Annotated in this window: 24 protein-coding genes and 1 pseudogene; 12 read left to right on the top strand and 13 right to left on the bottom strand. The window is 58.3% G+C overall.

The window, feature by feature from the left end; genetic code table 11:
- Nucleotides 1-41: 41 nt before the first annotated feature.
- The 3 genes from IB267_RS16275 to IB267_RS16265 all read left to right on the top strand — a co-directional run bounded on the left by IB267_RS16275 (nucleotide 42) and on the right by IB267_RS16265 (nucleotide 2309).
- Nucleotides 42-893 carry a peptidyl-prolyl cis-trans isomerase gene (locus tag IB267_RS16275; RefSeq protein WP_192448542.1) on the top strand — a complete coding sequence of 284 codons (852 nt, stop codon included), beginning with the start codon at nucleotides 42-44 and terminating at the stop codon, nucleotides 891-893.
- A complete protein-coding gene (locus IB267_RS16270) occupies nucleotides 890-1885 on the top strand; it encodes a HupE/UreJ family protein (RefSeq protein ID WP_192448541.1) in 996 nt (331 codons plus the stop codon). Before IB267_RS16275 ends, IB267_RS16270 begins: the two co-directional genes overlap by 4 nt.
- Before the next feature lie 100 nt (nucleotides 1886-1985).
- Nucleotides 1986-2309 carry a hypothetical protein gene (locus IB267_RS16265; protein WP_192448540.1) on the top strand — a complete coding sequence of 108 codons (324 nt, stop codon included), beginning with the start codon at nucleotides 1986-1988 and terminating at the stop codon, nucleotides 2307-2309.
- 104 nt (nucleotides 2310-2413) lie between these two features.
- On the opposite strand, the gene IB267_RS16260 is transcribed toward IB267_RS16265, so the two are convergent.
- Nucleotides 2414-3448, bottom strand: a complete 1035-nt coding sequence (locus tag IB267_RS16260) for an ABC transporter ATP-binding protein (RefSeq protein WP_192448539.1) — start codon at nucleotides 3446-3448, stop codon at nucleotides 2414-2416.
- Nucleotides 3449-3598: 150 nt separating this feature from the next.
- Between IB267_RS16260 and IB267_RS16255 the strand changes: the two genes are divergently transcribed.
- On the top strand, nucleotides 3599-3886 hold the full coding sequence (locus IB267_RS16255; RefSeq protein WP_192448538.1) for a hypothetical protein: 288 nt from the start codon (nucleotides 3599-3601) through the stop codon (nucleotides 3884-3886).
- Between the two features lie 368 nt (nucleotides 3887-4254).
- On the opposite strand, the gene IB267_RS16250 is transcribed toward IB267_RS16255, so the two are convergent.
- Nucleotides 4255-4758, bottom strand: a complete 504-nt coding sequence (locus IB267_RS16250) for a universal stress protein (RefSeq protein ID WP_192448537.1) — start codon at nucleotides 4756-4758, stop codon at nucleotides 4255-4257.
- A 518-nt stretch (nucleotides 4759-5276) separates the two neighbouring features.
- Nucleotides 5277-5933, bottom strand: coding sequence for a BON domain-containing protein (locus IB267_RS16245; RefSeq protein ID WP_192448536.1), 657 nt, complete (start codon nucleotides 5931-5933; stop codon nucleotides 5277-5279).
- 135 nt (nucleotides 5934-6068) lie between these two features.
- Between IB267_RS16245 and IB267_RS16240 the strand changes: the two genes are divergently transcribed.
- On the top strand, nucleotides 6069-6521 hold the full coding sequence (locus tag IB267_RS16240) for a pyridoxamine 5'-phosphate oxidase family protein (RefSeq protein ID WP_192448535.1): 453 nt from the start codon (nucleotides 6069-6071) through the stop codon (nucleotides 6519-6521).
- 65 nt (nucleotides 6522-6586) lie between these two features.
- On the opposite strand, the gene IB267_RS16235 is transcribed toward IB267_RS16240, so the two are convergent.
- The 3 genes and pseudogenes from IB267_RS16235 to IB267_RS16225 all read right to left on the bottom strand — a co-directional run bounded on the left by IB267_RS16235 (nucleotide 6587) and on the right by IB267_RS16225 (nucleotide 9125).
- Nucleotides 6587-7420 carry a universal stress protein gene (locus tag IB267_RS16235; RefSeq protein ID WP_192448534.1) on the bottom strand — a complete coding sequence of 278 codons (834 nt, stop codon included), beginning with the start codon at nucleotides 7418-7420 and terminating at the stop codon, nucleotides 6587-6589.
- Between the two features lie 247 nt (nucleotides 7421-7667).
- Nucleotides 7668-8041, bottom strand: a pseudogene (locus tag IB267_RS16230) (response regulator); the annotation flags it as partial.
- A gap of 343 nt (nucleotides 8042-8384) precedes the next feature.
- Nucleotides 8385-9125 carry a helix-turn-helix domain-containing protein gene (locus IB267_RS16225; protein WP_192448533.1) on the bottom strand — a complete coding sequence of 247 codons (741 nt, stop codon included), beginning with the start codon at nucleotides 9123-9125 and terminating at the stop codon, nucleotides 8385-8387.
- Nucleotides 9126-9262: 137 nt separating this feature from the next.
- Here IB267_RS16225 and IB267_RS16220 point away from each other — a divergent pair, with 137 nt between their 5' ends.
- A complete protein-coding gene (locus tag IB267_RS16220) occupies nucleotides 9263-10003 on the top strand; it encodes a response regulator (protein WP_192448532.1) in 741 nt (246 codons plus the stop codon).
- A gap of 34 nt (nucleotides 10004-10037) precedes the next feature.
- On the opposite strand, the gene IB267_RS16215 is transcribed toward IB267_RS16220, so the two are convergent.
- A complete protein-coding gene (locus tag IB267_RS16215) occupies nucleotides 10038-10469 on the bottom strand; it encodes a hypothetical protein (RefSeq protein ID WP_192448531.1) in 432 nt (143 codons plus the stop codon).
- A 216-nt stretch (nucleotides 10470-10685) separates the two neighbouring features.
- Between IB267_RS16215 and argF the strand changes: the two genes are divergently transcribed.
- The 5 genes from argF (at nucleotide 10686) to IB267_RS16190 (ending at nucleotide 16535) form a co-directional block, all read left to right on the top strand.
- Entirely contained in the window at nucleotides 10686-11708 is a 1023-nt protein-coding gene (gene argF / locus IB267_RS16210; protein WP_192448530.1) for an ornithine carbamoyltransferase, read from the top strand.
- A gap of 72 nt (nucleotides 11709-11780) precedes the next feature.
- The gene (locus tag IB267_RS16205; RefSeq protein ID WP_192449237.1) at nucleotides 11781-13376 is read left to right on the top strand and encodes an MBL fold metallo-hydrolase RNA specificity domain-containing protein; all 1596 of its coding nucleotides are present in this window, start codon (nucleotides 11781-11783) and stop codon (nucleotides 13374-13376) included.
- Between the two features lie 40 nt (nucleotides 13377-13416).
- Nucleotides 13417-13968: a hypothetical protein gene (locus IB267_RS16200; RefSeq protein ID WP_246810674.1), complete on the top strand. Its 552-nt coding sequence runs from the start codon at nucleotides 13417-13419 to the stop codon at nucleotides 13966-13968.
- 78 nt (nucleotides 13969-14046) lie between these two features.
- A complete protein-coding gene (locus IB267_RS16195) occupies nucleotides 14047-15369 on the top strand; it encodes a trypsin-like peptidase domain-containing protein (protein ID WP_192448528.1) in 1323 nt (440 codons plus the stop codon).
- 53 nt (nucleotides 15370-15422) lie between these two features.
- On the top strand, nucleotides 15423-16535 hold the full coding sequence (locus IB267_RS16190) for a site-2 protease family protein (protein ID WP_192448527.1): 1113 nt from the start codon (nucleotides 15423-15425) through the stop codon (nucleotides 16533-16535).
- Between the two features lie 367 nt (nucleotides 16536-16902).
- Here the strand turns inward: IB267_RS16190 and IB267_RS16185 are convergent, their stop codons facing one another.
- The 4 genes from IB267_RS16185 to IB267_RS16170 all read right to left on the bottom strand — a co-directional run bounded on the left by IB267_RS16185 (nucleotide 16903) and on the right by IB267_RS16170 (nucleotide 19676).
- Nucleotides 16903-17346, bottom strand: coding sequence for a host attachment protein (locus tag IB267_RS16185; RefSeq protein ID WP_192448526.1), 444 nt, complete (start codon nucleotides 17344-17346; stop codon nucleotides 16903-16905).
- Between the two features lie 36 nt (nucleotides 17347-17382).
- A complete protein-coding gene (locus IB267_RS16180; protein ID WP_192448525.1) occupies nucleotides 17383-18213 on the bottom strand; it encodes a universal stress protein in 831 nt (276 codons plus the stop codon).
- A gap of 71 nt (nucleotides 18214-18284) precedes the next feature.
- Nucleotides 18285-18812 (bottom strand): Hsp20/alpha crystallin family protein, encoded by a 528-nt coding sequence (locus IB267_RS16175; RefSeq protein ID WP_192448524.1) that lies wholly within the window; start codon nucleotides 18810-18812, stop codon nucleotides 18285-18287.
- Between the two features lie 498 nt (nucleotides 18813-19310).
- Nucleotides 19311-19676 carry a glucokinase gene (locus tag IB267_RS16170; protein ID WP_192448523.1) on the bottom strand — a complete coding sequence of 122 codons (366 nt, stop codon included), beginning with the start codon at nucleotides 19674-19676 and terminating at the stop codon, nucleotides 19311-19313.
- Between the two features lie 127 nt (nucleotides 19677-19803).
- Between IB267_RS16170 and ppsA the strand changes: the two genes are divergently transcribed.
- Nucleotides 19804-22182 (top strand): phosphoenolpyruvate synthase, encoded by a 2379-nt coding sequence (ppsA, locus tag IB267_RS16165; RefSeq protein ID WP_192448522.1) that lies wholly within the window; start codon nucleotides 19804-19806, stop codon nucleotides 22180-22182.
- Nucleotides 22183-22204: 22 nt separating this feature from the next.
- Here ppsA and IB267_RS16160 read toward each other — a convergent pair whose 3' ends face one another.
- Nucleotides 22205-22522 carry an ATPase inhibitor subunit zeta gene (locus IB267_RS16160; RefSeq protein ID WP_192448521.1) on the bottom strand — a complete coding sequence of 106 codons (318 nt, stop codon included), beginning with the start codon at nucleotides 22520-22522 and terminating at the stop codon, nucleotides 22205-22207.
- A 25-nt stretch (nucleotides 22523-22547) separates the two neighbouring features.
- Nucleotides 22548-24170: a chaperonin GroEL gene (gene groL / locus IB267_RS16155; RefSeq protein ID WP_192448520.1), complete on the bottom strand. Its 1623-nt coding sequence runs from the start codon at nucleotides 24168-24170 to the stop codon at nucleotides 22548-22550.

Below are 24170 nucleotides of genomic sequence, written 5' to 3'. Positions count from 1 at the left end.
TCGTGCCCCCATCGCCATACGTCACGCGAACGGAGAACGGCATGCTGAAGCGCATCCGGCGAGAGCCCCTGTTCCATTTCCTGGTGGTGGCGCTTTTGATTTTCGCGGCCCACGACCTTTTGCGCCGCGGTGCGGATGCGCCGGACAAAATAGTCGTAAGTGTCGCGAAGATCGAGCAGATGGCGACGGTCTTTGCCAAGACCTGGCAGCGTCCGCCCAATAAAGACGAGCTGAAAGGCATGATCGACGATTATGTGAAGGAGGAGATCCTGGTGCGCCAGGCGCTACAGCTAGGTCTCGACCGAGGCGACACGGTCGTGCGCCGCCGTCTGCGCCAGAAGATGGAATTCCTCAGCGCCGCCGACTCCGCCCCGCTGACAGCCACAGATCCGGAGTTGGAAGCCTATCTCGCGGCCAATCCCGCAGCCTTTACCACCTCTGCGACGCTGGCATTTGAACAGGTCTTCCTCAATCCGTCCCGCCATGGCGATACGATCGCCAAAGACGCCGAGGCCCTCCTTGCGGAACTCCGCACCAACGACACGGCCGATCCGGCCCTCCTTGGCGATACCTCGCTGCTGCCTGCCACTGTCGAACTCACAAACAGGGCGGCGATCGACCAGATGTTTGGTGGCGCTGTTGCCGATGGACTCGAAACGGCACCCATCGACAAGTGGACGGGGCCGATCGCCAGCAGCTTCGGTCTCCATCTGGTCAGGGTCACGGAGCGCACGCCGGGTCAGGTGCAGCAACTCGCGGGCATCCGCGACGAAGTCACACGGAAATGGGAAAACGCGAGACGCACCGAACTCGAGCGGCAACGCTTCGGCGCGTTGCTGGCGCACTATGAGATCAGCATCGAAGCCCCCACGGCTGCGGGAGAGAGCCGTTGAGACAGTCTGGCGCCCTTCTCGCTTTTCCTCTCCTGTTGCTCTTTGGCGCCCCAGCCCTGGCTCATGAGGTGCGCCCTGCTTTTCTCGACATCCGCGAAACCGCGCCCGATGCCTTTACGGTCCTCTGGAAGGTGCCGGCGCAGGGCCGGATGCGGCTGGCGCTTGACGCGCGTCTGCCGAGGCAATGCATCGAAAGGGCCAAGCCGGTCCGGTCATTCGAAGGCAGCGCCTATCTGGAGCGCTGGACCGTCGACTGCGCGGGAGGATTGCGCAACAGTCAGATCGCCATCGACGGGCTCAAGACGACGTTGACCGAGGCGCTGGTGCGCATTGGCTATCAGAACGGTGGCTCCGAGGTCGGGCGCCTGATGCCAGATGCGCCCTCTTTCACGGTGGCCGGCGCGCAGACCAGCCTCGAAGTCGCCCGGACCTATTTCCTGCTCGGCGTTGAACACATCATGCTCGGCTTCGATCATCTGATCTTCGTCCTTGCGCTGATGCTGCTGATCCATGATCGCTTTATGCTGTTCAAGACGATCACGGCCTTCACTGTTGCCCACAGCATCACACTCGCCGGCGCATCGCTCGGTTATTTCAGCCTTCCCCAGAAGCCGGTCGAAGCGACCGTCGCCCTCAGCATCGCCTTCGTCGCAAGCGAACTGCTGAAGGCAAGACCGAACGAGGTGCGTCTCTCCGAAGCCTATCCCTGGGTGGTTGCCTTCGCCTTCGGCCTGCTGCACGGCTTCGGCTTCTCCGGCGCGCTGAAGGAGATCGGCTTGCCGCAATCGGATGTGCCGATCAGCCTTTTGACTTTCAACCTGGGCGTCGAGGCCGGACAGATCATCTTCGTCGTCACGGCGCTGGCGATTGCCTGGGTTGCCCGCACGTTGCTCGTTCTCAATACGAGCTTGGCGCGCCAGGCAATAGCCTACGGCATCGGCACCAGCGCGATGCTCTGGTTCATTCCCCGGGTCGCCACTATGGCGATTTGATTGTCGGAATGTTGGGTCGAAGGCATGGCACGCGGCAGGAAAGCGCCCCCTTTTGAACGAGGTTCAATTCACGTTTGGCGGATAAATCGGAGAGGAAAGAATGAGCGAGTTTCAGAACAAGGCTGTTCGGCTGACGGTGGCATGCAGTGGTGCCGCATCGGTGACCAACCTTGGCGAATGTCAAAAGAGGTTCCTGGCGGCCGCACTGGAACTCAACCGGGCACTTGATCAGGAAGCTGATCATGATGTTGACGTGTCGTCGGTGGGACCAGGGGCCACGAGGCGGATCGACCTCATTATTGGTGATCTGATGAAAGAATTGGCGGTCGTCGGTCACCTGTTCGACATTGATATCATGCAAGCTGGACATAATACCCTCGATCGGCGGATGGGCGAGATCAGGAGTGCACTTATCAGGCCGTGATGATTCGGAAGTGGTGGGCGGCCAACCCTGTGACCTTTACGGAGTGTTTTCGATCGAAGGGCGTGAGCTGCGGGCGGCCACCGAAACAGGCTTCCAGCGCTCGATCACGCCTGAGAGGCGCTCGGTTCAGCTACCCATTCCACGATCATTCGATACTGAACCTTGGCTTGCGAATAGGTTCGATAGAACTCGAGCAAATCCCCTGTCGGATCGGACAGGCGTTGGAACCCGGAAACGAAAGCCATCACTGTGCCGATCGTCGTCTGTCCCGTGATCACCAAATAACCGCCGGCGAGAAGCACCATCAGGGAGCCGAGCGAATTTGCGATGTTGAGAACGGTCTTCAGTCCGAATTTCAAGAGGTAGAGTTGCATCCGGTTTTGAAAGATCGTCCGAATGGTCCTATGCGTAGCATGGAGCACTGCTGCCCTCCTCGACGAGCGGTCCACAGCCTGATCACCAAGCCTTCGTACCAAGCCGATTTGTCGCTCGACCCGCTTGTTAAGGCTCTGCTGCAGGTATTTGGCGAGCAGAAACTGAGGAATCACGGCTGCGACGCTGAACAGAGCAATCACCGGCTCCATATATGCCATATAGGCCAGGACCGAGAGCATCATGCTAATGTTTACAACGAACTCGGAGATACTGGTTCCGACAAACCCGCCGACAGTGTCAACTTCATTGCCCAGGACATTCGCAGTCTGCCCGCTTGCTTCAGTCGGCTGTCTCGCTCGTTTGCAAGCAATTGGTGCCAGTTGGTCGCGCGCGGTTTTGATCGCGCTTTCGGCAATCCAACTCTGGTAGATAAATAGTACATACTTCAGGCAGGAATAAGCGCCCAAAACCGCGAGGTAGACCAGACCTAGTTCAGCAAGGTGCCTGAAATCCTTTGTGGCGACGGCATCGTCTACAATCCGGCGCTGCAACTCGATCGGTATGAAGTTGAAGAGCGTCACGCCGATGGCGACCGCGCCGACATAAAATTGGTGTAGGCCGGTAACACTCCAGATGAATTTCCCAAAGGTCTCGTTCAGTTGCACGGGCACCGCGGGGGCCAGCGGCCGTATACGGCGCGCCATGGTCTTCGAAAAACTCCACCGCGAACGCGTCATGGATGGATTTTCTGTTGCTGTTGCCATGTCAGACCCCGATCACGTCGAACTTGCACCCTGCTGTTGCCTTGCCGCCTCTTGTCGGCTGATATCGCGCAGGCGCGAGCAACCTCCGTAGGCGGTCTTCCTCTCGGCAAAGTGCAGTCTCACAACCGCCTCGATCCCATGGAGCAGCCATTGGATCTCTTAGACCTGCTGCGGTTTGGGATCGGCAAAATCGTTTGCCTGACGAAGGGAGGTGAGAAGATGGGACTAGCGCTGAATTTCCCTGTGGGCACGGCTCATTCCGGCGAGGGTATCCGACCCACCCCTTTGCTGGCGAAGCGAGGGACACGAATCGTGGTCGTATTGGCGGCCGTGGAGAAGAAATCCCTCGCGCAACAGCACATCCAAATTGGCCATGCGATCGCGGGTTTCCGCCTCGGACAGATACTTCATCCGTCTGGTCGTGGCCTACCCGCCTGACTTCGTCGGGCAAAAGGAATGCCCCTGCAACGATGCGATCCTCGGCGACAGCGACTGCAATTGTTCCCTCTGTCCTCATCCAGATCCCGCGCGAGAGATGGTTGTCGTCAATCAGAAGGCGGACGAACTCCCGCCCGTCGACGGCTATCTGCCGCCCGTTGATCCGGCCCGTGATGCCGGAGCCAGAAATTTCTGGCAGTTCGGGCGGCGAGAGGAGGGCGGGCCTACGCTCGCGGGCAGCGGCGCCTTCTCGCCACCGCAGGACATTTGTGTGATGAGCGCTCAAGAGCCGGGTTCCCTAGATCGTCAACGTGGTCAGTCTCGCAGACACCTTAGCGCGGCAAGCCAACCGTTCTTCTTCGCAAACCTCAACGCACGATAAGGACCGAACATTGCGCATCCTGAGCCACCTTCTTCGATACACTCCCGAGAAGTATGCCCTTCAGTCGCCCAAGGCCCCGGCTGCCAACGACAATCAAGCTTGCGCTGATCTCCGCTGCAGTCTCAAGAATCGTCTCGGCGCAGTCGCCCACTTCCAGTCGCACGGTGACGTTCTCGACGCCAAGCCCACGTGCCACATTTCGAGCTTCGTCCGCAATTGTCTTGCCGAGCATCATGGCACTCTCATCGATTCCATCGCCGGGCGTACGTGAAAGTTCCCCTGCCGGCCTCGACATGCCAGGGATCATGTTGCCGACCGGGAGAACGTGTCCGAATCCGGGAAGGCTCTGTGTTGCGCTTGCAAAATTTGGTGGGGCAACGTGGAGAACGGTCAGGGGAGCGTCGATCGCCTTGGCAAACTTTGCGGCCATCGCCACGGCGTCGCGCGCTTTATCGGATCCATCGCTTGCAACCAGGATATGGTTATCCATGGAAAACTCCTCTCAGGACAGCCTCATACATTTCCAAACCGCAAGCATTGATCATCGTCAAAGACATGATCGAAGTTAGCTGACCACAAATGCGATGGTTTGATCTCAGCACGTATGCCGCCTGGAGAGTGCAAATCGAACCGCTTTTCCTTCGTTTGGGGCTCGCACTTGCAATTGGCCTTCTCGGCGGGTTGGAGGCGGGGGTGGTGCGAGAGGGAGAGGCCGGAAGTCAGCCGGACAGCCGGCATTCGAACCTTCGGGATTTCCGGACTTCTTGGCGGTATCGTTGCGTACGTGTCGGAGGTTGAAAACAGTCCGTTCCTGTTTGCGGCTGGTCTTCGGCCACCGACCCTGCCCGTGGTTCGGGCAGGGCGTTTGAACCACACTTGGCCAACGGGCTGCGGGCCTCCCCGCTCGTGAGCCCCGTAGAGCCATTGCCTTCCTTTTGACGCCGGGCGAGGCTGAGTGGGATAGTGTCGGCTATCATGAGCCCTCGGAGGAACGCTGACCAAAAGTGCCTACTTGTCGGACACCGTCAGATAGTCGGTTACCCCACTCACCCCTTTTGCGGACCAGGCAGCCTGCTCGGCGGTGATACGCTCTCGGGCGCTTTGGACTTTCCCGCGCAGGGTCACGTGGTTGCCCGAGACTTCAACCTCGATGTCCTCTGCCTCGATTTCGGCATTCCGTCGCAAGGCCTGCTTGATGCCGTGACGAATATCGACGACATCCATCCTTGGCCGGATCCTCAACTGGTTATCGATCCCCGTTACACCAGAGAGCTGGCGAACGGAATGTTCGGCCGCCGAACGTTGAAAATAGAAGTCGACAGCGCCGGCGAGTGTGACGAACCCGTTTTCAACCTTCACCTGAATATCGCTCAGATCGGAAATAGCCGCACCCCAGTCGAGGATCTTCAGAACACGGCTTGCGATCTCGTCATCGGCAGTTTTCTTGTGCTCGGGCAACCGCACCGCGATTTCCTCCGCGATCGCCCGAACACCCCTTATCCGTCGAGCAACCTGTTCGGCGGCGTGTTTTTCGGCGAAGCTGTGGACGTGACCAGTCAGGGTCACTATTCCATTCTCAACGGTGACGCCGATGTTTGCGGCGTCGAGGCTGGGCTCATAATCGAGTTCGTCGAGAATATCCTGTCGTAAACTGTTATCGTTCATGACGGCCTCCGAAGGTTTCTTCATCCAGTCTGCAACGAAGTATGCGCCTCCGCCGGATACGGGTCTTTGAGGGGCGTCAAAGCGGGATGAAGTTTATGGATCTAATCTTGAGACATTCGCCCAAGGAGGTGGATCATGATCATCAAGGAAATGTCCCGTCACGATTGCAGCAGCCTTGTTCAGGAGAGCCGAGTGGGGCGCCTCGCCTGTTGCGAGAACAACAAGCCCTATGTCGTACCGATCACCTATGCTTACGCCGGAAATTGCCTTTATGCATTTTCCATGCCTGGTCGGAAGGTCGATTGGATGCGTAAAAATCCCAATGTTTGCCTGCAGATAGACGCAGTTTCAGGAAACGAGTGGAAAAGCGTCGTGATATACGGGCGCTATCAGGAACTTGCCCCGACAGGTCAGTGGCACCGCGAGTACCTGCACGCCTGGTCGCTTCTCGAAAAGAGAGCAAATTGGTGGGAACCGGGCGGCCTGAAGCCCGCTCGGCAGGAAATATCCGGTCATTATCCGCACCTGTTCTTCAGTATTGATGTCCTTGAAATGACCGGGCGGGCGTGCTGTGAGAGTGAGACTTGAAGCTTGAAAACTGAAAGGTGTGCCGCTCCCAGGCGGCGCACCTGTTGTTTCTTGTGTTCGATGGTTCAATGGACCATCAACACCGGCACTGCGGGTGCCTCGATCATGGCTTTCGTCACACCACCGAACATGCGTTCGCGAACCCGCGAATGGCCATAGGCACCCATAACGATCAGGTCGACCGAGGTGTCGAGCGCATGCTGCATCAACACCTCATGGATCTGACGGCCTGAGCTCGGGAGCCTGTCAACGGTGACCCTAATGCCGTGTCTGGCGAGGTAAGTCGCAACATCGGCTCCCGGTTCTTCTCCGTTTCTTGCCGGCGCCGCCGTGGGATCGACCAGTACCACGTTGACGCTGTCAGCGGCCTTCATCATCTCAAGCGCTTCGCGTGCGGCTCTGGCGGCTTCGATGGTGGAGTTCCATGCAAGCAGGATCTTCTTCGGTGCTAACGTCACCGACTGGCGGTTGCCCGACAGAAGGACTGGGTGGGCCGAACGAAAAAGCGCACCTTCAATTGCGTGCGAACGAAGCCGGGAGCTCGCTTCGAGGCTTGATCCAATCAGTGTCATGTCGGCGTAACGTGCGCGCTCGCCGATGTCATCCTCGACCCACGCTTCCTCCGGGTAGCAGCCCTCGACTTCAAACGAGATACCAAGGCCTTCCAGCGTTGCGCGGGAATTCGTAACGGCATCGCCGAGTTTCTCGGCATCCTGTGCGCGCACGTCAAGCCACGCAACCGACATCGCGGCGTAGTCGCCAAGCGGCACGGGGGCAGCAAGTCTGACCAGAAGAACAGACAGATGTGCGCTTCCGGCCATGCAAAGGTCTGCCGCGGTTCTCAGATCGAGATCATAATTATCGGCATCGACCACCAATAGTACGGTTTTGTATGTCATAGCTCCAATCTCCCGAATTCACGTTTGAGCTACCAGCCAATCTACGCACCTCTTGGCAAACGGCATTGACGGCAATCAAAGAGTGTTCGGGATGCTCAGCTGGAAGGCCCGAATGGGAGAGCGGACATCGAAGATGTTGTCGTAGGAAAAGCTTAACCGGCACAATTTCGCCGCTTTGTGGCTTGCAGGGTTGTACCCGCACCGATCCGCTTGACCTACCGCAATGTTGTCCGTTGAAGTGACGGTATCAATCGAGCAGTTCTCGCAGACGTTTTGAGAGTTTTCTCGCCGTGTAGGGTTTGAGCAGCCAAGAGGCGCCTTCCGGTAGCCTCTCTTTGGCAAGGCTCGGAGCGGCGTAACCCGATGTCACGAGTATCTTCATCTCAGGGCGGAATCTTCGAACGCGGTGTGCGAGCTCGTTGCCTGTCATCCCGCCGGGCATCACCATGTCCGTAAACACAAGAGAAATCTCCGGGTGGTCGGCGAGACGCTGAAGCGCTTCAGCCCCGGACTCGGCCTCCACAACGCCATACCCGCATCCAAAAGCCGCGCGACCACAATACGGCGTACACGGGCGTCGTCCTCGACAACGAGAATAGTCTCGTGTCCTTGCGCGACCCGCTCCGGCGGTAGATCCTTTGCCACGCCTATGGAGGCCGATCCAGAGGCTGGCAACGAAGACCTTGCTCTCATCCTTGCGCTTTCGTGCCAGTTCGCCGGACCATGACCCGTGTCTTTGAACTTTTGCGTGGATGTCCTCGATAGGCTCGGGGAATGAGGTTTCAAGCAGGTGGTGAACTACCTCACCTTGCGCTTCAGCCTCGCGCCAACCGTAAAGTCGCTCGCAGCCCTTGCTCCAGTGACCGATGTGCCCGCCCGGGCCCATGGACGATCAGATTCGCGTCCTCAAGAAGCCCAACGATTTTCCCGACCACAGTTTGCGCTATCATCAACCGCCACGTTCTCAGGCGAAATCAGTTCGCCTAGCTCTATTCGACATCGCATCTGGGCGAAGATCGCAACCGTCGCCATCCGCGATGGATTGAAGCATATGTCTTTTCAAGATGATGATCGAGCGACGGTCGGGCGCAGCGATGATGCCCATGCCTGCAAATTTCGTTATGGTTCGAGATACCGTTTCGATTGTCATGTTCAAGTAGTCCGCAATATCGAGCCGCGTCATCGGTAGATCGACGAGATCCGTGGCTGCGCCGTCCCGGTTTTTCGCCATAAGAAGTAGGAAGTTGGCAACCTTCTCGTCGGCGCTACGTCGCGACAGCAGCACCGCCTGGTCCTGGGCCGCCGTCATTTCATCGCATAGCTTGGAAAACAGCTGGTTTCGAAGGTGCGGCTGACGAGCCACTTCGTCTTCAAAGCGACGGCGGGGATATCGCCGCAATCTCACCTCGGTTATCGCCTCGACAGTATAGAGATAGCGGTCCCTGAGAGAAACGCCGAGGAGATCACCGGGATGCAGGAAGCCGACAATGACCCGGCGACCATCGGTTAGCAGCCGCAATGCGCGCAGCATGCCGTCTTCGACCTGAAAAACATAACCGGCATCGTCCCCTTCCCAAAACACCGCCTGACCCGGCGCAGCTTCGACGATCGGCTGGAAGCTGAAGACCGACGATAGATCCGGGACAGCAGGAGAGCACTCCAACGCTCCAAGACCGCCATTGATAGCAACTGATTGAAGGGTCATTCGCGCATCCTCCATCTGGCGCTGAGTAGAGGATTTCAACATCCGAGCGTGAACCGGCATCGACGCATCTGCCACAAATAGTGCTATAGTGTAACGGAATGTAACAGCATGTCGGTGGACCAACTTCGGGGAAAGGTATGGCAAACGCTAGAAGCGAGCCGGAACTCGTTCTGGTTGTGGACGACGATCCACGCATAAGGCAGATGTTGTCACGCTACTTCGAAGGGGAAGGCTATCGGGTTAGCCTTGCCGGTGATGGCCGCGAAATGCGAGACAGGCTCGATAAGGCCCATGTGGACATCGTTTTGCTCGATCTGGGGCTCCCTGGAGAGGATGGGCTGTCGCTCGCCCGTGAGCTTCGCGCCCATTCCGATATTCCCATCATCATGCTGACCGGCCGGGACGACGTGGTTGATCGTGTGGTTGGCCTGGAAATCGGGGCCGACGACTATGTCACGAAGCCATTCCACCTTCGTGAGGTTCTGGCACGCGTAAGAGGTGCACTTCGCCGTAATCGACCTAGAGTCGTGTCGATTCAGGAGAATGAAAAAAGCGAAACCTTCTGTTTCGAAGGCTTGCGCCTCGACGTTTCCCGTCGTCGGTTGACATCTGAAGACGGTCGCGAGATCGCCTTGACGACGGCCGAGTTCGACATGCTGTGCACTCTCGTGAGACATGCCGGCCGCGTCCTCAATAGGGATATGTTGATGGATTTGACGCGCGGCAGATCGCTGGAGGCCTTCGACCGCGTAATCGACGCCCAGATAGCGCGGTTACGCAGGAAGATCGAGAGAGACCCCCGCCGTCCCGAGTTCATCAAGTCGGTCCGCGGAGTGGGCTATGTATTCAGTGCGCGCACCGTGAAACAGAACGCTTAGGGCTGTCGCCTATCGATGACGCTCACTGGAGATTTCAGCGCAGCGGTATGATTATTCCGTCGACCTCTCCGTCCGCACCCGGCCACCTGTCCGGCGCAAGACTTGCGACATGAATGGCGCGGCAATGCCTGTTGAATGCCGCTAGTCTCAAATATTCGAGCAGGGCGTCGCAGACACCGCGCGGATCGCCGGCGCTGGCTACGACAAAGACGGGAACCGAGAGGTGGCGGCCCAGTCTTTCATGATGCCTCACGCGCAATATGGCGATCCCCCTGATGTAGCCGAGCGAATCCTCGACAACCGCAATCTCCTTGACAAAGGGGGAGGGGTGTCTGCGCATGAGCGCCGCTGCACAGACCTGCCGCCATGCACAAGGGTCGACGTCGTAGCCTACCGCGCCGATCAGGCAATAGGCCCGTTCGACCTGTGATGCTTTGATTGGGGCGACGGCATAGGCGCAAGCCATGATATCCTTCCCGATGAGTCAGTCGGAATTAAAGAGCCGGCCGGGTCCAGAGCTTTGTGCCGCACGACTGTAGGCTCTCCCCGATTATGGCGGCATGGCATTATGAAGTGAGTTTTCCCGTCGGCAGGCGAGCCGTCATTGACGAGCATCAATGCCGGTAGCGGATATCTGTCTTTTATTTATCTTAAGGAGCGCGCCCAAAAAGGAGAATGCGCCATGTCGATCGATCTTCGTGGTCGTAGCGTGCTTTCCCTTGACGACCTGACTGCCGATGAAATCCACTATCTGCTTCGGCTTGCCGGCACCCTCAAGGAAGAAAGGCAGAGTGGAACCGAGCTCAAGCAACTGAGCACCAGGAACGTCGTTCTGTTATGCGAACAGGATTCGATCCATACGCGCGCGGCCTTTGAAGTCGCTGCCTACGACCAAGGTGCCAACGTGACCTTGATCGGACCATCAGCCGGTCACACGCGCTATCGGGAATCGATCAAGGACACGGCCCGTTTTCTCGACCGGCTTTATGATGCAATCGGATATATTGGGCGTTCCCAATCCGTCGTCGAAGAGGTCGCCAAATGGGCGTGTGTGCCCGTCTTGAATGGAGGGACCGACACGTCACACCCCACCCAGACTTTGGCCGACCTCGTGACGATGCAGGAATGCAGTGAGAAGCCTCTCGATGGCATGATCGTGGCCTTCCTTGGGGATGGACGCAGCAACGTCGCTCGATCACTGGCCGTGGCTTCCTCAAAACTCGGCATCGACCTTCGCATCGTTTCACCGCCGAGTTTCTGGCCGGAGGCGTCCTTCATTGAAAATGTGACTTCGGCTGCAAGGGATAGCGGCGGCAGGATAGCGGTACTTGAGCACGTCGGCACCGGTATTCTCGGGGCAGACTTTATCTGCACGGCGCCGTGGTTTGGCGACACGGACGTGCGTTGGGCCGAACGGGTGAGACAGCTTGCGCCCTTTGCCGTCAGAGAGAATGTTATGGAGGCGACCGATAACCCACAAACGAAGCTGATGCACAGTCTTCCCGCCTGGCATTGCCGGGAAGACGAGGCGGGCGCCCGTATCGCCAAGCGTTTCGGCGTCGAATGCATGGAAGTGTGCGACGGTGTGTTTGAATCCAAATCCTCGATCGTCTTCGATCAGGCTGAAAATCGCATGCATGCAGCCAAGGCGCTTCTTGTGGCGACACTTGCCGACCGACGGGGCCCATCAGAGCCGCCGGCCTAATCTACAGACTTGCGACTGAACGGAAGACCTTTCATGGCACATGACCCCGCAATCAGAACAAGGCACATGTCGATGAATACTCAACCGCTCCTTCATTTTCACGGGGCCGCAGGCACCGTCACCGGTTCCTGCCACCTGCTTGAGTTCGGCGAAACGAAGGTTCTGATCGATTGCGGGCTGTTTCAAGGGTCGAAGACCGAAAAAGAACTCAACTATCGTCCGTTGCCCTTCGATGTCGACAGCATCGACGCTGTGATCCTGACGCATGCGCACATCGACCACTCCGGCCTCTTGCCGAAGCTCGCCAAACTTGGGTACGGCGGCCCGATTTTCGCAACGCCGGGCACGGCCGATCTGTGTTCCGTCATGCTGCCAGACTCCGCGCATATTCAGGAAAGTGAAGTCGATCAGCTCAACCGCCGAAACCTCAGACGCGGGCGGCAACCTGTGACGCCAATTTACGATGCCCATGATGCAGCAGTGGCGGTCACGCTCTTCAGGCAAGTTCTGCTTGGCAAATGGGAGACGGCGGCCGAGGGAATACGGTTTCGGTTCTGGAATGCGGGTCACCTGCTCGGTTCGGCGTCCGTCGAAGTCGAGCTCGACACGGCACCGACGCCTCTCCGATTGCTCTTTTCCGGAGACATCGGCCCACGTCACAAGCTTCTGCAATACGACGCGGCCGCGCCAACCGGCTGGGACTATATCGTTTGCGAGAGCACCTACGGCGACGTCGAGCGCGAAGATGCAACCGACGAAACCAGACGGCGCATTTTGCGTACGGTGGTCATGGAGGCGACCCATCCAAACGGCGCCTTGATCGTGCCATCCTTCGCGGTGGAACGAACTCAGGAGCTTCTCACAGATCTCGTTTATCTGATGGATACCGGCAAAATCGAGAGATGTCCGATCGTCATCGACTCGCCTCTGGCGACACGCGCGAGCGAAATTTTTAGACGGCATGCGCGGGAACTGGAGAACGGGGAGCTGCTTGCCAAGGCCCTTCAAGCGAAGAACGTGCGTTTCACCGAGACCCCGGAGCAATCGAAAGCAATCGATTTCATGAAAGGCTTTCACATCGTGATTGCCGCCAGCGGAATGTGTGAGGCCGGTCGCATAAGGCATCGCCTGAAGAACTGGCTTTGGCGAGACGAGGGGACCGTGCTCCTTGTCGGTTACCAGGCCGCCGGTACCTTGGGACGCATTCTTGAGGACGGGGCCCCGGTGGTGCGCATCCAAGGCGAGGACATACGCGTCCGTGCACGCATCAGGAAGCTGGATATTTATAGCGGGCATGCCGATGGCAGGGAGCTGGCAGAATGGGTGCAGGCGCGCGAGCCGATCGGCGCCGGGGTCTTTCTTGTGCATGGGGAGGATGCGGCTCTGGAGGGAATGAGACAGCGGCTTCAGACGTTCCTTCGACCGGACAAGGTGGTTCGTCCCCGTTTGGATGCCTCGTTCCGACTGGAAGCGAAGGGAGCCGTCGAGATAGTTGAAGGCGTCGCCCCGCCACGCATCGATCCACTTCGCGCGGGGCGGATGGACTGGAACAACGATCTGCAATCGCTGGTACTCGACTTGCAAGCGGAATTGGCAAAAGCAGCCGACGACAAAGCCCGGGCCGTGGTCATTCGCCGCGTGCGGCGGGCACTAAACGAGGACGCTTGACCCCTTCCGCATGCCAGCGGCGAAGTGTGGAGCACGTACGTTGGACACGAGATCATCAACCGGCGGACGCCATACGATCCCGATCCGCATCGACCAACTTTCTCGGCTCTTCAATTCGCTCGATCCCACACCGTTTCATGAGCGCGATTTGGACGAGGACGCCGAGCGTTTCATTGTCGATTGGGCGGAGGACGCCCCCAATGATCAAGCAATTGCGATCGTCGTGCAGTTGCCGTCGGGAGAAGCTGACACGGCTTCGACGCGTATTGTCCAGGACGCGATGCGCTATAATTTTGAAAGCCGCGCCAAGCAAGCCAGTCGCGAGTTGCGGCAGCTCTTAAGGGAGGGGCGGCGCGCCTTATTCATCGCCGTGCCGATCCTCGCGTTCGGCTTGATCGCAAGCCAGCTCGCGGCCAATCTGTCGGGTGAGGGCACGCTCTCACGTGTCGCCAGTGAAAGCCTGGTCATCTTCGGTTGGGTGGCAAACTGGAGGGCGCTTGAGATTTTTCTCTACGACTGGTGGCCAATCAGGCGACGCGGCCGGCTCTATCGCCGTCTGGCTGCAGCTGACGTCAAGGTGATCGCCTACTGACATTCGATATTCCTTGACGCGCGTCAATGCGCGCGCGCGCACAGATGAGATCCTGACTTCTTTTCAGGAGTGCAGGATATGCAGAATCTACCATGTTTCCTGCTTGCCACCGCGATCTATGCGTTCGCCGCTTCGCCAGCCGCCCCGGCAAGTGGTGGCACAGGGTTCTCTGATGCCCTGTCTCGGGTCCGGCCCGCGGTCGTTGGCATTAGCAGTACCGCCAGCCGTATATTGACAAACGATTTGCTGGACGATGCGAACGTTCGAAAGATCCTGGGCCTGCCCGATAATGTCCTCATCGTTCAGAGCGGTTCTACCATTGCGGGATCCGGCATCATCATCGACGCCGAACAGGGTTACATCGTCACAAACAGCCACGTGATCGCCGATGCCGATGACATCGCCGTCACGCTTAACGATGGCCGCGTTCTGCCGGCCGAAATTGTCGGCAGCGATCAGCCCACCGATCTTGCCGTGATCAGGATCGCGGCGCGGGGCCTCGTTGCCCTTGGCTGGGGGCGATCGTCCGTTCTGAACGTTGGCGATTTCGTGGTGGCGGTGGGAAGTCCCCTTGGCTTGGAGCAAACAGCAAGTTTCGGTATCATAAGCGGCCTCAGCCGATCCGGACTTGGGATCGACGACTATGAGGACTACATCCAGACAGATGCCGCACTTAACCCGGGAAACTCCGGCGGCGCGCTTGTCAATGCGGCAGGCGAGCTTTTGGGAGTGGTGCGCGGTGCGCCGCCGCCCAACGAAGCCGCTCAGGGCGTCGGTTTTGTTATCCCTTCCGACTTCGCGTCCAAGATCGTTCGCGCTCTCATAAAGGACGGCGTCATAAAGCGCGGATGGCTCGGCGTGTCCGTCACCCTTTCACAGGCAGACGATAAGACCAGGGACCTGGTCGTCCACCGGCTCACCTGCAACTCGGCTGCCGAGCGCCAGGGGGTAAGGCTCGGCGATGCCGTGACCGCGCTTAACGGCCACGCGGTCTCGACCGAGGCTGCCTTCAAGAATGCAGTCAGTCTGCTTGCGCCCGATGCGCAGGTTACTCTCGATATCCGCCGGGAGGGCAGGTCACAACGGCTGGAGCTGAAGCTTCTAGATCCCGTAGACGTGCAGGGCTCTCCGGGCCAGGGCGCGCTGGACACCGTGACCCTTGCCCTGCCGGGTTCATCGGCTTCGCGCGCATGTACGCCCAAAGGGCCGGTACTAATGGAAGTACCATCCGATAGCGTCGCCTATGCAGCTGGGCTGAGATCGGGTGACTACCTGACATCGATCAACGGCGAGCCCCCCGTCTCGGCGTCGCGGATTCAGGACCTGTTGGACGCCGCCGATGGCAAAGTTTCGTTCGATATCCTGCGCGCAGGCACAGCATATCGATTTGTGGTTCCGTAGACGGAACTCTTCGACGTTCGGCTTTGGGAAAAGAGTATCGGAGCGACAACATCATGAAATGGTCCTTGAAACTGGGCACCATCGGAGGGACCGAAGTCCGCGTGCACGTAACTTTCGCCCTTCTTCTCATTTGGATCTGGGTGATGCATTACCGGATCGGCGGTCCGACTGCCGCCTATGAAGGCGTCGCCTTTATCATCTGCGTCTTCCTCTGCGTGGTGCTTCATGAATTCGGGCACATCGCGGCCGCTCGGCATTTCGGTATCCAGACACCGGATATCACTCTTTTGCCAATCGGCGGCATAGCACGGTTGGAACGCAACCCCACCAGACCGCTTGAGGAGTTGGTGATCGCCATCGCAGGGCCCTTTGTAAACGTCGTGATTGCTGGCCTCATCGTCATGGTGCTTGGAAGCGCCTTGGGCTGGGAAAAACTGCTGGCACCGCAGGATCCCCGCGTAGATTTCCTGGCGCGGCTCGCGGGGGTCAACATTTTCCTTGTCGTGTTCAACATGATCCCAGCCTTCCCGATGGATGGCGGGCGTGTCCTTAGGGCAGTCCTTGCCTGGCATCTGCCCTGGGCGAGCGCTACCTCAATTGCGGCTCGGATCGGACAATCCATCGCGTTAGCCATGGGTGTCTTTGGCGTCTTCTTCAACCCGTTGCTTATCCTCATTGCAATCTTCGTCTATTTCGCAGCGGAGACTGAAGCGCAAGGCAGCGACCTTCAAGCCATTTCCGACGACACAAGCATCCGTGATGTAATGATCACCGAATTCGCGACACTGGGCCTTCAGGCTCGTGTCGGTGAGGCAGTAGAGCTCCTTCTTGCCACCAGCCAAAGCGAGTTTCCCGTTGTTGACGGGGCTGGTCGGTTCGAAGGATTGATGACGCGAGAAGGCATTGTCCGTGCGATGAAGGAAAGGGGGGCGGGGGCGTCCGTAAGCGACGTTATGCGCCGCGACATCCCCGCATTGGATGAGAAGTCCCCGATCGACATGAGTTTGAAGCTCATGCAGGAAGCGCAAGCATCTGCCATTCCCATCGTGGATAGCAGCGAGCGCGTTGTGGGCCTGATTAATTACGAAACCATTGGAGAATTGATGATGCTCCACTACGCCGATGAAAGCTTTAAACCCCGCGGCCGCCATCACCATGCGCACTGATCCACCAAGTCGCGTTCTATCGCTCGACCACGGAGTCCCCGTCGGCGATGCAATCACTTGGATAGAGAATGACCTTCTCTCCAGGCACCAGCCCCTTGCGCCTCGACCTTGCAATGACTTCAACACTGTCCCCGGGCGTCAACCCATGCACCTCTGCAAAGGGCTCTGACGACGAATTCGTCGGGTCGGGCGGGGTCAACCAAACGTCCCAGACAGATCACAAGCGCATTCAAGAGCTGCGGGCCATGGGTCGGGCAGGGAAATTATCCGCGCAACGACTGGCCCGACATACCCGTCGACATTGACGATAGTGCGCTCATCGATCCGTGTTTCGATCGACCCTGACGCCGGACGTTCCGTGCACGCCTTATTGCGCAAAATAGCTTTCGATATCCGCTACATCGAATTTGACCAAGTCCTTTGCCAGTTCTGCGCTGACCACAGACCGGGTGTGGGTGTCGAGTTGCCGACGCAGTTGGCCAAGGACGCGTGGAGGTGCAACGAGGACGAGGATCTTCATTTTCTTTTCGTGTGCCAGGGATGACATTCTGCCGGCAAGGCTGGAGACGAATCGATCCTCGGCCTGTTGATGCAAATCAGTCTGTTCAACCTTGCTGCGAGCGCCGCCCACCGATTGGTAGACCCTTCCTTCGCGATCGCTCCCCAGCATGCGCGTCGGCGCCTCCAAGTTTACGATTGAATCCATAACAACGAGATTGAGACGTTCAACATCTCCATCATTGCGCAAAACAAGCGCACGGCCCCCGTCGCATGCCAAAATCCAGCAATCGTGTGGAATTCTCGGCTTCATCGGTTTGTCCTTTCCATTCGAGGCTCTGGCGTCTCTTCAATGGGACATCAGAATTGGCAAATTGGCCTGCTTGAGCATCGATTTCGTAACACCCCCAAGGATAAGCTCAAGCAGTTTGGAGTGCCCATACGCGCCCATGACAATCATGTCGGCGTTGATGTCCAACGCGTGTCTCAGCAAGGTATCAGTCACGAAGCGGCCTGAACTTGGCAGGGTCTCGACCGAGACGTTAATGCCGTGGCGTGCGAGATACGTCGCGATATCGGCCCCTGGCTCATCACCGCTGACCCTGGATGCCGCAATGGGGTCCACCATCGTGACGTGAACAGACTGCGCCATCTTCATTATTTCGAGGGCGTCCCTGGCCGCATGGGCCGCGCTTGGACGCGAGTCCCACGCAAGAAGGATCACTCTCGGCCGCAATGTCACGTTCGCGCCGGGTGGAACGAACAGGACTGGGCGACCCGCTTGGAAAAGCCCGCCGCTGACAATTTGTGACCTCAGCTCTTCACTCGCAAATACGCTAGGCCCGGCCAGAAGCAAATCCGCGTAGAGGGCTCTTTCGCCGATATCATAAGCGGGGCCTGCGACTTCCGCGTACAAGCTATCGACATCAAATGACAGTCCGGCCGATGCAAGGCGCTCGCGGATCCCGACAAGGTGTTCGGAAATCCGCTGAAGGTTGCGCTCGCGTATTTCCAGCCAACTCGGCGATAGCGTCTGATAGCGTCCGGTGGGCATGGGGGCAATGGTGACGACCAGAGTGCTGAGGTGTGCGTTTACCTCACCGCTCAGGTTCATCGCGATTTTCAGATCCTCGGCGGCTCCTCCGTCGGCAACCACGTTCAAAATTGTTTTAAATGACATGATAATCCTCCCTTTGGCGACCAGCGCTCCGCGAAGCTCTTGAGCCCTTGCGGAGCGGAGCGCCGAGCTCGTTAGGCGGCCTTCACCTGGATCTTGCGATCGCTCTGTTGAGCTTCTTTGGTTTTTGGCAACGTGACCGTCAGCACGCCCTTCGAAAACGTCGCCGCAATGTCTTCGGCTTTTACGCCTTGGGGCATCTTGAAAGTGCGCTGGAATGAGCCGTAGCGCCGCTCGGACAGTACGTACTCCCTGTCCTTTTCTTCCTTGGCTTCCAGTTTTTCTCCGCGGATCGTCAGATTTCCGTTCGCGACCTTAACCTCGATGTCCTTTTCCTCGATCCCTGGCAATTCAGCGGTGATTTCGTAGCTCGCCTCCTTTTCGACGAGATCAATCGCCGGCGCGAGGGCCCAGGTCGGTAGGACGGTTGAGCCGTGAATATGCACAGGATCGAACGAACGGCGCCAGAAGCTCGGAGTGAAGTCGTCGAAGAGGCGGTCAATTTCAGCCCGCAAACCTTCAAAGGGCATCCACGATTGCGCGCGGGGGCGGAGCGCTTTTTCTTCTTGCTTGACGGGGAGTTTCGTCGGTGTCTCAGTCATGACTGGTTCTCCTTTTGAGTAGACGTGGGGCCTAGCCGGCGGCCGACAATGAACATGAGAAGGAGCCGGATCGTCCCTCCAACTCCTTTGGCCCATCGACCAGTAGACCAGACAATTAGACCGCTATCTGCAAGCTGTCGCATTGACGCCCGTCAAAGCTGCCTCGGTCGCCGCTTTGACGCAGACCAATGCAAAGCATTGCCGTCCGTGTTTCTTGTTCACCAAGGCGCGAGGTTCAGGGATTTCCACATGGCCCGGCGTGACATATGGCACAGGATACAGGTGGTCCTGTCGAATTGGCTTCTACTGATCCTGATCGTTCTCATGATCGCTTCGGTCTACAGTGTTGTCGTGATAAGGGAGGGCCTTCTCAAAGAAAGACAGATACGTATCGGGCCGTCTCAAGGGTTGGTCGCCTCTTGTTGCACCGACGCGGCTTCCTGATAGCGGAGACTACCTACACCGCCGAGCCCGTTGCCTCGTTGTCGAACAAGCGGCTCAGTCTAGGCGCCCAGACAGTGCCAAAGCCGCGCCCTTCAAAATCGCGTCGTCGCTACGAATGATGAAAATTGGTATCTCCGCAAGCCAGGCGGACCGCCGGCCCTTCGCTTCGAAAGCTGCTCGAAACAGATCGGCCCTCAACCGTCGTTCCATTCTTCGCGGAATGGCCCCCCAGAGATAAATGCCGCCCCTGGCATCATAGAGAAGAGCTATGTCACCAGCGAACCTGGCCAGCCAGGAGAAAGCGTCGTTTTCAAACTGTACGTAGTGGTCGATCGACAGTCGGTCGTAATCCGTGACCGCAAGGCGTGTATGTGTTTCGCCGATCTCCGCCACGATTGCCTGACGCGCCAACTTGCCCACAGCAGTGCCCTCCCATCTCGCTTATGACATTGTGCGGCAAGCTTACCGAACGCGCTTTGACGGCCGTCAAGGTCAGACCGCGGCTTGACGTTTAAGATTTGCCGGCTTTAAACGCTGGAGGCTTGGGATGAGATCCGTTATTTGGCTCGAAGACGTCAGGCGAGGTGACATCGGCGACGTTGGCGGCAAGAACGCGTCGCTCGGCGAAATGATCAACGTGCTCTCCGGGAGCGGTATCAAGGTTCCGGGCGGGTTTGCGACGACGGCGCAAGCCTATTGGCGCTTCATCGATTTCAACGGTTTGCGCGAACCAATCCGCGCGCTTGTGGATGCATGGGAATCGGGGCGCGACACCCTTTCTCAAGCTGGAACAGCGATCCGCTCCCTCATCCTGCAAGGTGCCTGGCCCCCCGACATCGAGGACGATCTGATATCGGCCTATCGCAGTTTTTCGGAAAGGCTTGGCGTCGAGGCTGCGTCCGTCGCGGTGCGTTCGAGCGCCACCGCCGAGGATCTGCCGGCGGCGAGTTTTGCAGGTCAACAGGAAAGCTACCTCAACATCGCTGGCGAACGGGCCCTGATGGATACCTGCCGCCGCTGCTACGCCTCCCTTTTCACGGATCGTGCCATGGCATATCGCCAGGCTAACGGCTTCGAGCAGATGAAGGTGGCACTGTCGATAGGTATCCAGCAGATGGTACGCTCAGACCTTGGCGCAGCCGGCGTCATGTTCTCGATCGAAACTGAGACCGGGTTTGCCAGGGTTGCCGTTATCAACGCGAGCTGGGGGCTTGGCGAATATGTCGTCAAGGGCATCGTCGATCCGGATGAATATCACGTCTTTAAGCCGTTGCTCGGCATTCCTGACGTCGTGCCGATAATAGGAAAAAGGCGCGGCTCCAAGGAACGAAAGCTCGTCTACGGCGATGGATCGTCCCCGACGCAAGACGTCTTGACGAGCGGCGAGGAGAGATCATTGATCGTCTTGAGCGACGAAGATATTGTCCAGCTCGCCAGTTGGGCCGTTGCAGTTGAGACTCACTATGAATGTCCGATGGACATCGAATGGGCGAAGGATGGTCATAGCCAGGAGATTTGGCTTGTTCAGGCACGCCCGGAGACGGTGCAGTCGCGTGCGGCGACCAACCTGCTGTCGAGCTACCGCATCAACTCCAAGGGAAGACCGATTGCTCGAGGACTTGCGATCGGCAACGCCGTAGCCGCCGCGCCTGTTTGCCTTGTCGTGGACACTGACGACCTTGATGGCTTTGTCGACGGCGCCGTTCTGGTTGCGGCGACAACGGATCCGGACTGGGTTCCGCTGATGAAGCGGGCCAGCGCCATTGTCACCGACCATGGGGGCCGGACGTCACATGCCGCAATTGTCAGCAGGGAGCTCGGTATTCCAGCGATCGTCGGCGTTGGAAACGCAACGCAGTTGCTCCACCCGCGGCAGGTGGTCACGGTATGCTGTGCGGAAGGGGATGAGGGCACGATCTACGAGGGGCGGGCGGACTTCGTCGCTGAGGAAACAATCCTCTCCGATATACCTGAAACGCGAACAAAGGTGATGCTTAATCTAGCCGACCCGCAGGCTGCATTCAGGTGGTGGCGATTACCGGCCGACGGCATCGGACTTGCGCGCATGGAGTTCGTGATAACGAATACCATCCAGATTCATCCGATGGCGCTTGTCCACTTCGACGGTTTGCGAGATCAGGCCGCCAGGGAAAGAATCGACAGCCTCACGAGGGAATATAGCGACAAGACCGAATACTTCGTGGACAAGCTCTCAGCCGGGCTGGCGCGACTTGCCGCAGTCGCATTTCCCAAACCGATCATCGTTCGCATGAGCGATTTCAAGACGAATGAATATTCGGGTCTTTGCGGCGGGCCGCAGTTCGAGCCGCTAGAGGAAAACCCGATGATCGGCTTTCGTGGAGCGTCCCGCTATCATTCACCCCGTTACAGAGATGGGTTCGTGCTGGAGTGCCGTGCCGTGAAGCGCCTTCGAGAGCGGATGGGTTTTGTGAATGTCGCGCTCATGATCCCTTTCTGCCGCTCTCCACAGGAAGCGGAAAAGGTGTTGGATACGATGGCTGAGAACGGATTGAAGCGGGGCAGCGGGCTTGAGATCTACATCATGTGCGAAATACCTTCCAATGTCATTCTGGCAGCGGAATTCGCGCGGCACTTTGACGGGTTCTCCATCGGCTCGAACGATTTGACCCAATTGACGCTTGGCATCGACCGGGACTGCGAGGACCTCGCAGCCGTCTTTGATGAACAAGATCCAGCGGTAAAGTGGATGATCCGCAAGGTCATCGGCGACGCAAAGGCGGCTGGCGTCAAGATCGGGCTTTGCGGACAGGCACCGAGCGATCACCCCGAGTTCGCTGCCTTCCTTGTCGACTGCGGAATTGATTCGATCTCCGTCACCCCCGACAGCTTCGTGGTGGTCAAACGAATGGTCGCGTCTGCGGAAGCGCAACAGGAGAAGGGGTAGGGATCAAGGCAAACGGAACGGGTCATTCCTCGGCTTCGAGCTGCTCGGCGGCTACATAGAGGAGCGCGCGCATTTTCTCCTGCAGCATGGCCCTGTCGGCTGCCACGTTAGCAGCATGCAGATCATCGAGAACCTTCAGCAAGACGTCATCGTCCCCCGGATCGGCTTGACCAGCAGTGATCACCTCTTCCACATAGCACGATACGTCTGCGCGACCGACAACCTGGGCCGCCCACTTCGCCAGAATGCGATTGCGTCGATCGCGAACCCGGATTGCTCTTGCGAAGTCCAGGAAATACTTCTCTTCAAGAGCCTTCTGACGCTCGTTCAATGCAGTCATTGCGATGCTCCCACATCTTCTGGGACTAAGCTTGCATGCCAGTCTCGACAAGACCGTCCCTTGTCGGTTCCGGTATTTCTGTCATGGTGGCTTCGGTGAGCAACAGAATGCTTGCGACCGACACCGCATTTTCAAGCGCTACGCGAATGACTTTTGTGGGATCGATGATGCCGGCAGAAACCAGATCGACATATTCCTTCCGCCCGGCGTCAAAACCGTAATTACCTTGCCCCTCCATCATCTTCGCCACGACGACGCCGCCGTCGGTGGACGAGTTCTCCGCGATCTGGCGCGCCGGGAGCTCGAGCGCGCGCTTCAGGATCTGCACGCCGGTGCGCTCGTCGCCTTCACAAGCCTTTTCCTCATCGGTTACGGCTTCTAGGCATCGCAAGAGGGCGAGGCCACCTCCGGGAAGAATACCTTCCGCAACCGCCGCCTTGGTTGCGCTGATTGCGTCGTCGAGCGCTTCCTTCTTCGACTTGAGTTCCGCTTCCGTAGCAGCACCCACCTTTATGACGGCAACCCCACCTGAGAGTTTTGCCAGTCGCTCCTCGAGTTTCTCTCGGTCATAGTCACTCGTCGTCGTGGAGATTTCGCGCCTTATCTGGTCGGCGCGGCCGGCAATTGCCTTTTTATCTCCCGCCCCGCCGATGATCGTCGTCGTGTCCTTCGTGATGACCACCCGTTCAGCGTGGCCCAGTTGTTCTGCTGTCACGGTTTCCAGTTTGATGCCCAATTCTTCGGAAATGAGCTGGCCTCCGGTTAGTATCGCTATGTCTTGAAGCAGCGCCTTTCGCCGGTCGCCGAAAGCGGGTGTCTTCACGGCACAGTTACGGAGCGTTCCCCGCATCTGGTTAACGATCAGCGTGGCCAGCGCTTCCGTTTCAACGTCTTCGGCGATGATCAGCAATGGGGTTCCGGATTTGGCGACGGCCTCAAGCAGGCCGACGCAGTCCTTCAGCGACGTGATCTTCCGGTCAAGAAGCAGAATGACAGGATCTTCAAGCGACACTTCCATCCGCTCCGTGTCAGTGACGAAGTAGGGCGAAAGATAACCGCGATCGAACTGCATGCCTTCGAGTACCTCAAGGACCGTTTCGGTAGATTTAGACTCTTCGACGCTGATGACCCCTTCGTCGCCGACGCGCTCCATTGCTTCCCCGATGAGGGTGCCAATATGCGTGTCGTTGTGCGCGGAGATCGTTGCCACTTGCTCTTTTTCGCGCTTTGAGGAAACAGGGCGCGAATTTCGTTTGAGTTCAAAAACTGCCCGCTTAAGCGCCCGATCCAGGCCCCGTTTGATATCGATCGCGCTTGCGCCGGCCACGACGTTGCGCAGGCCGTCGGCGAAGATTGCATGGGCAAGAATGGTCGATGTGGTCGTTCCGTCGCCGACGATTTCGCCGGTCTTTTCTGCGGCCTGCCGCAGCATCCGCGCACCGAGATTTTCCTCCGGGTCCTTGAGATCGAACTCCTTGGCGATCGTCACGCCGTCATTGCAAACGATCGGCGATCCCCACTTTTTCTCTATCAGCACGGCCTTGGATCGAGGTCCGAGAGTAACGCGAACCGCATCGGCAAGCTGCGCTGTTCCCTTCAGGATCTTTTCGCGCGCCGCTGAGTGGAAAAGAACTTGCTTGTGCGCCAT

This window comes from Ensifer sp. ENS09 (genome assembly GCF_014852425.1).
Lineage (GTDB): Bacteria > Pseudomonadota > Alphaproteobacteria > Rhizobiales > Rhizobiaceae > Ensifer.
The sequence above is the reverse complement of the archived record's forward strand: the minus strand, read 5'-3'. Positions and strand labels throughout refer to the sequence as shown.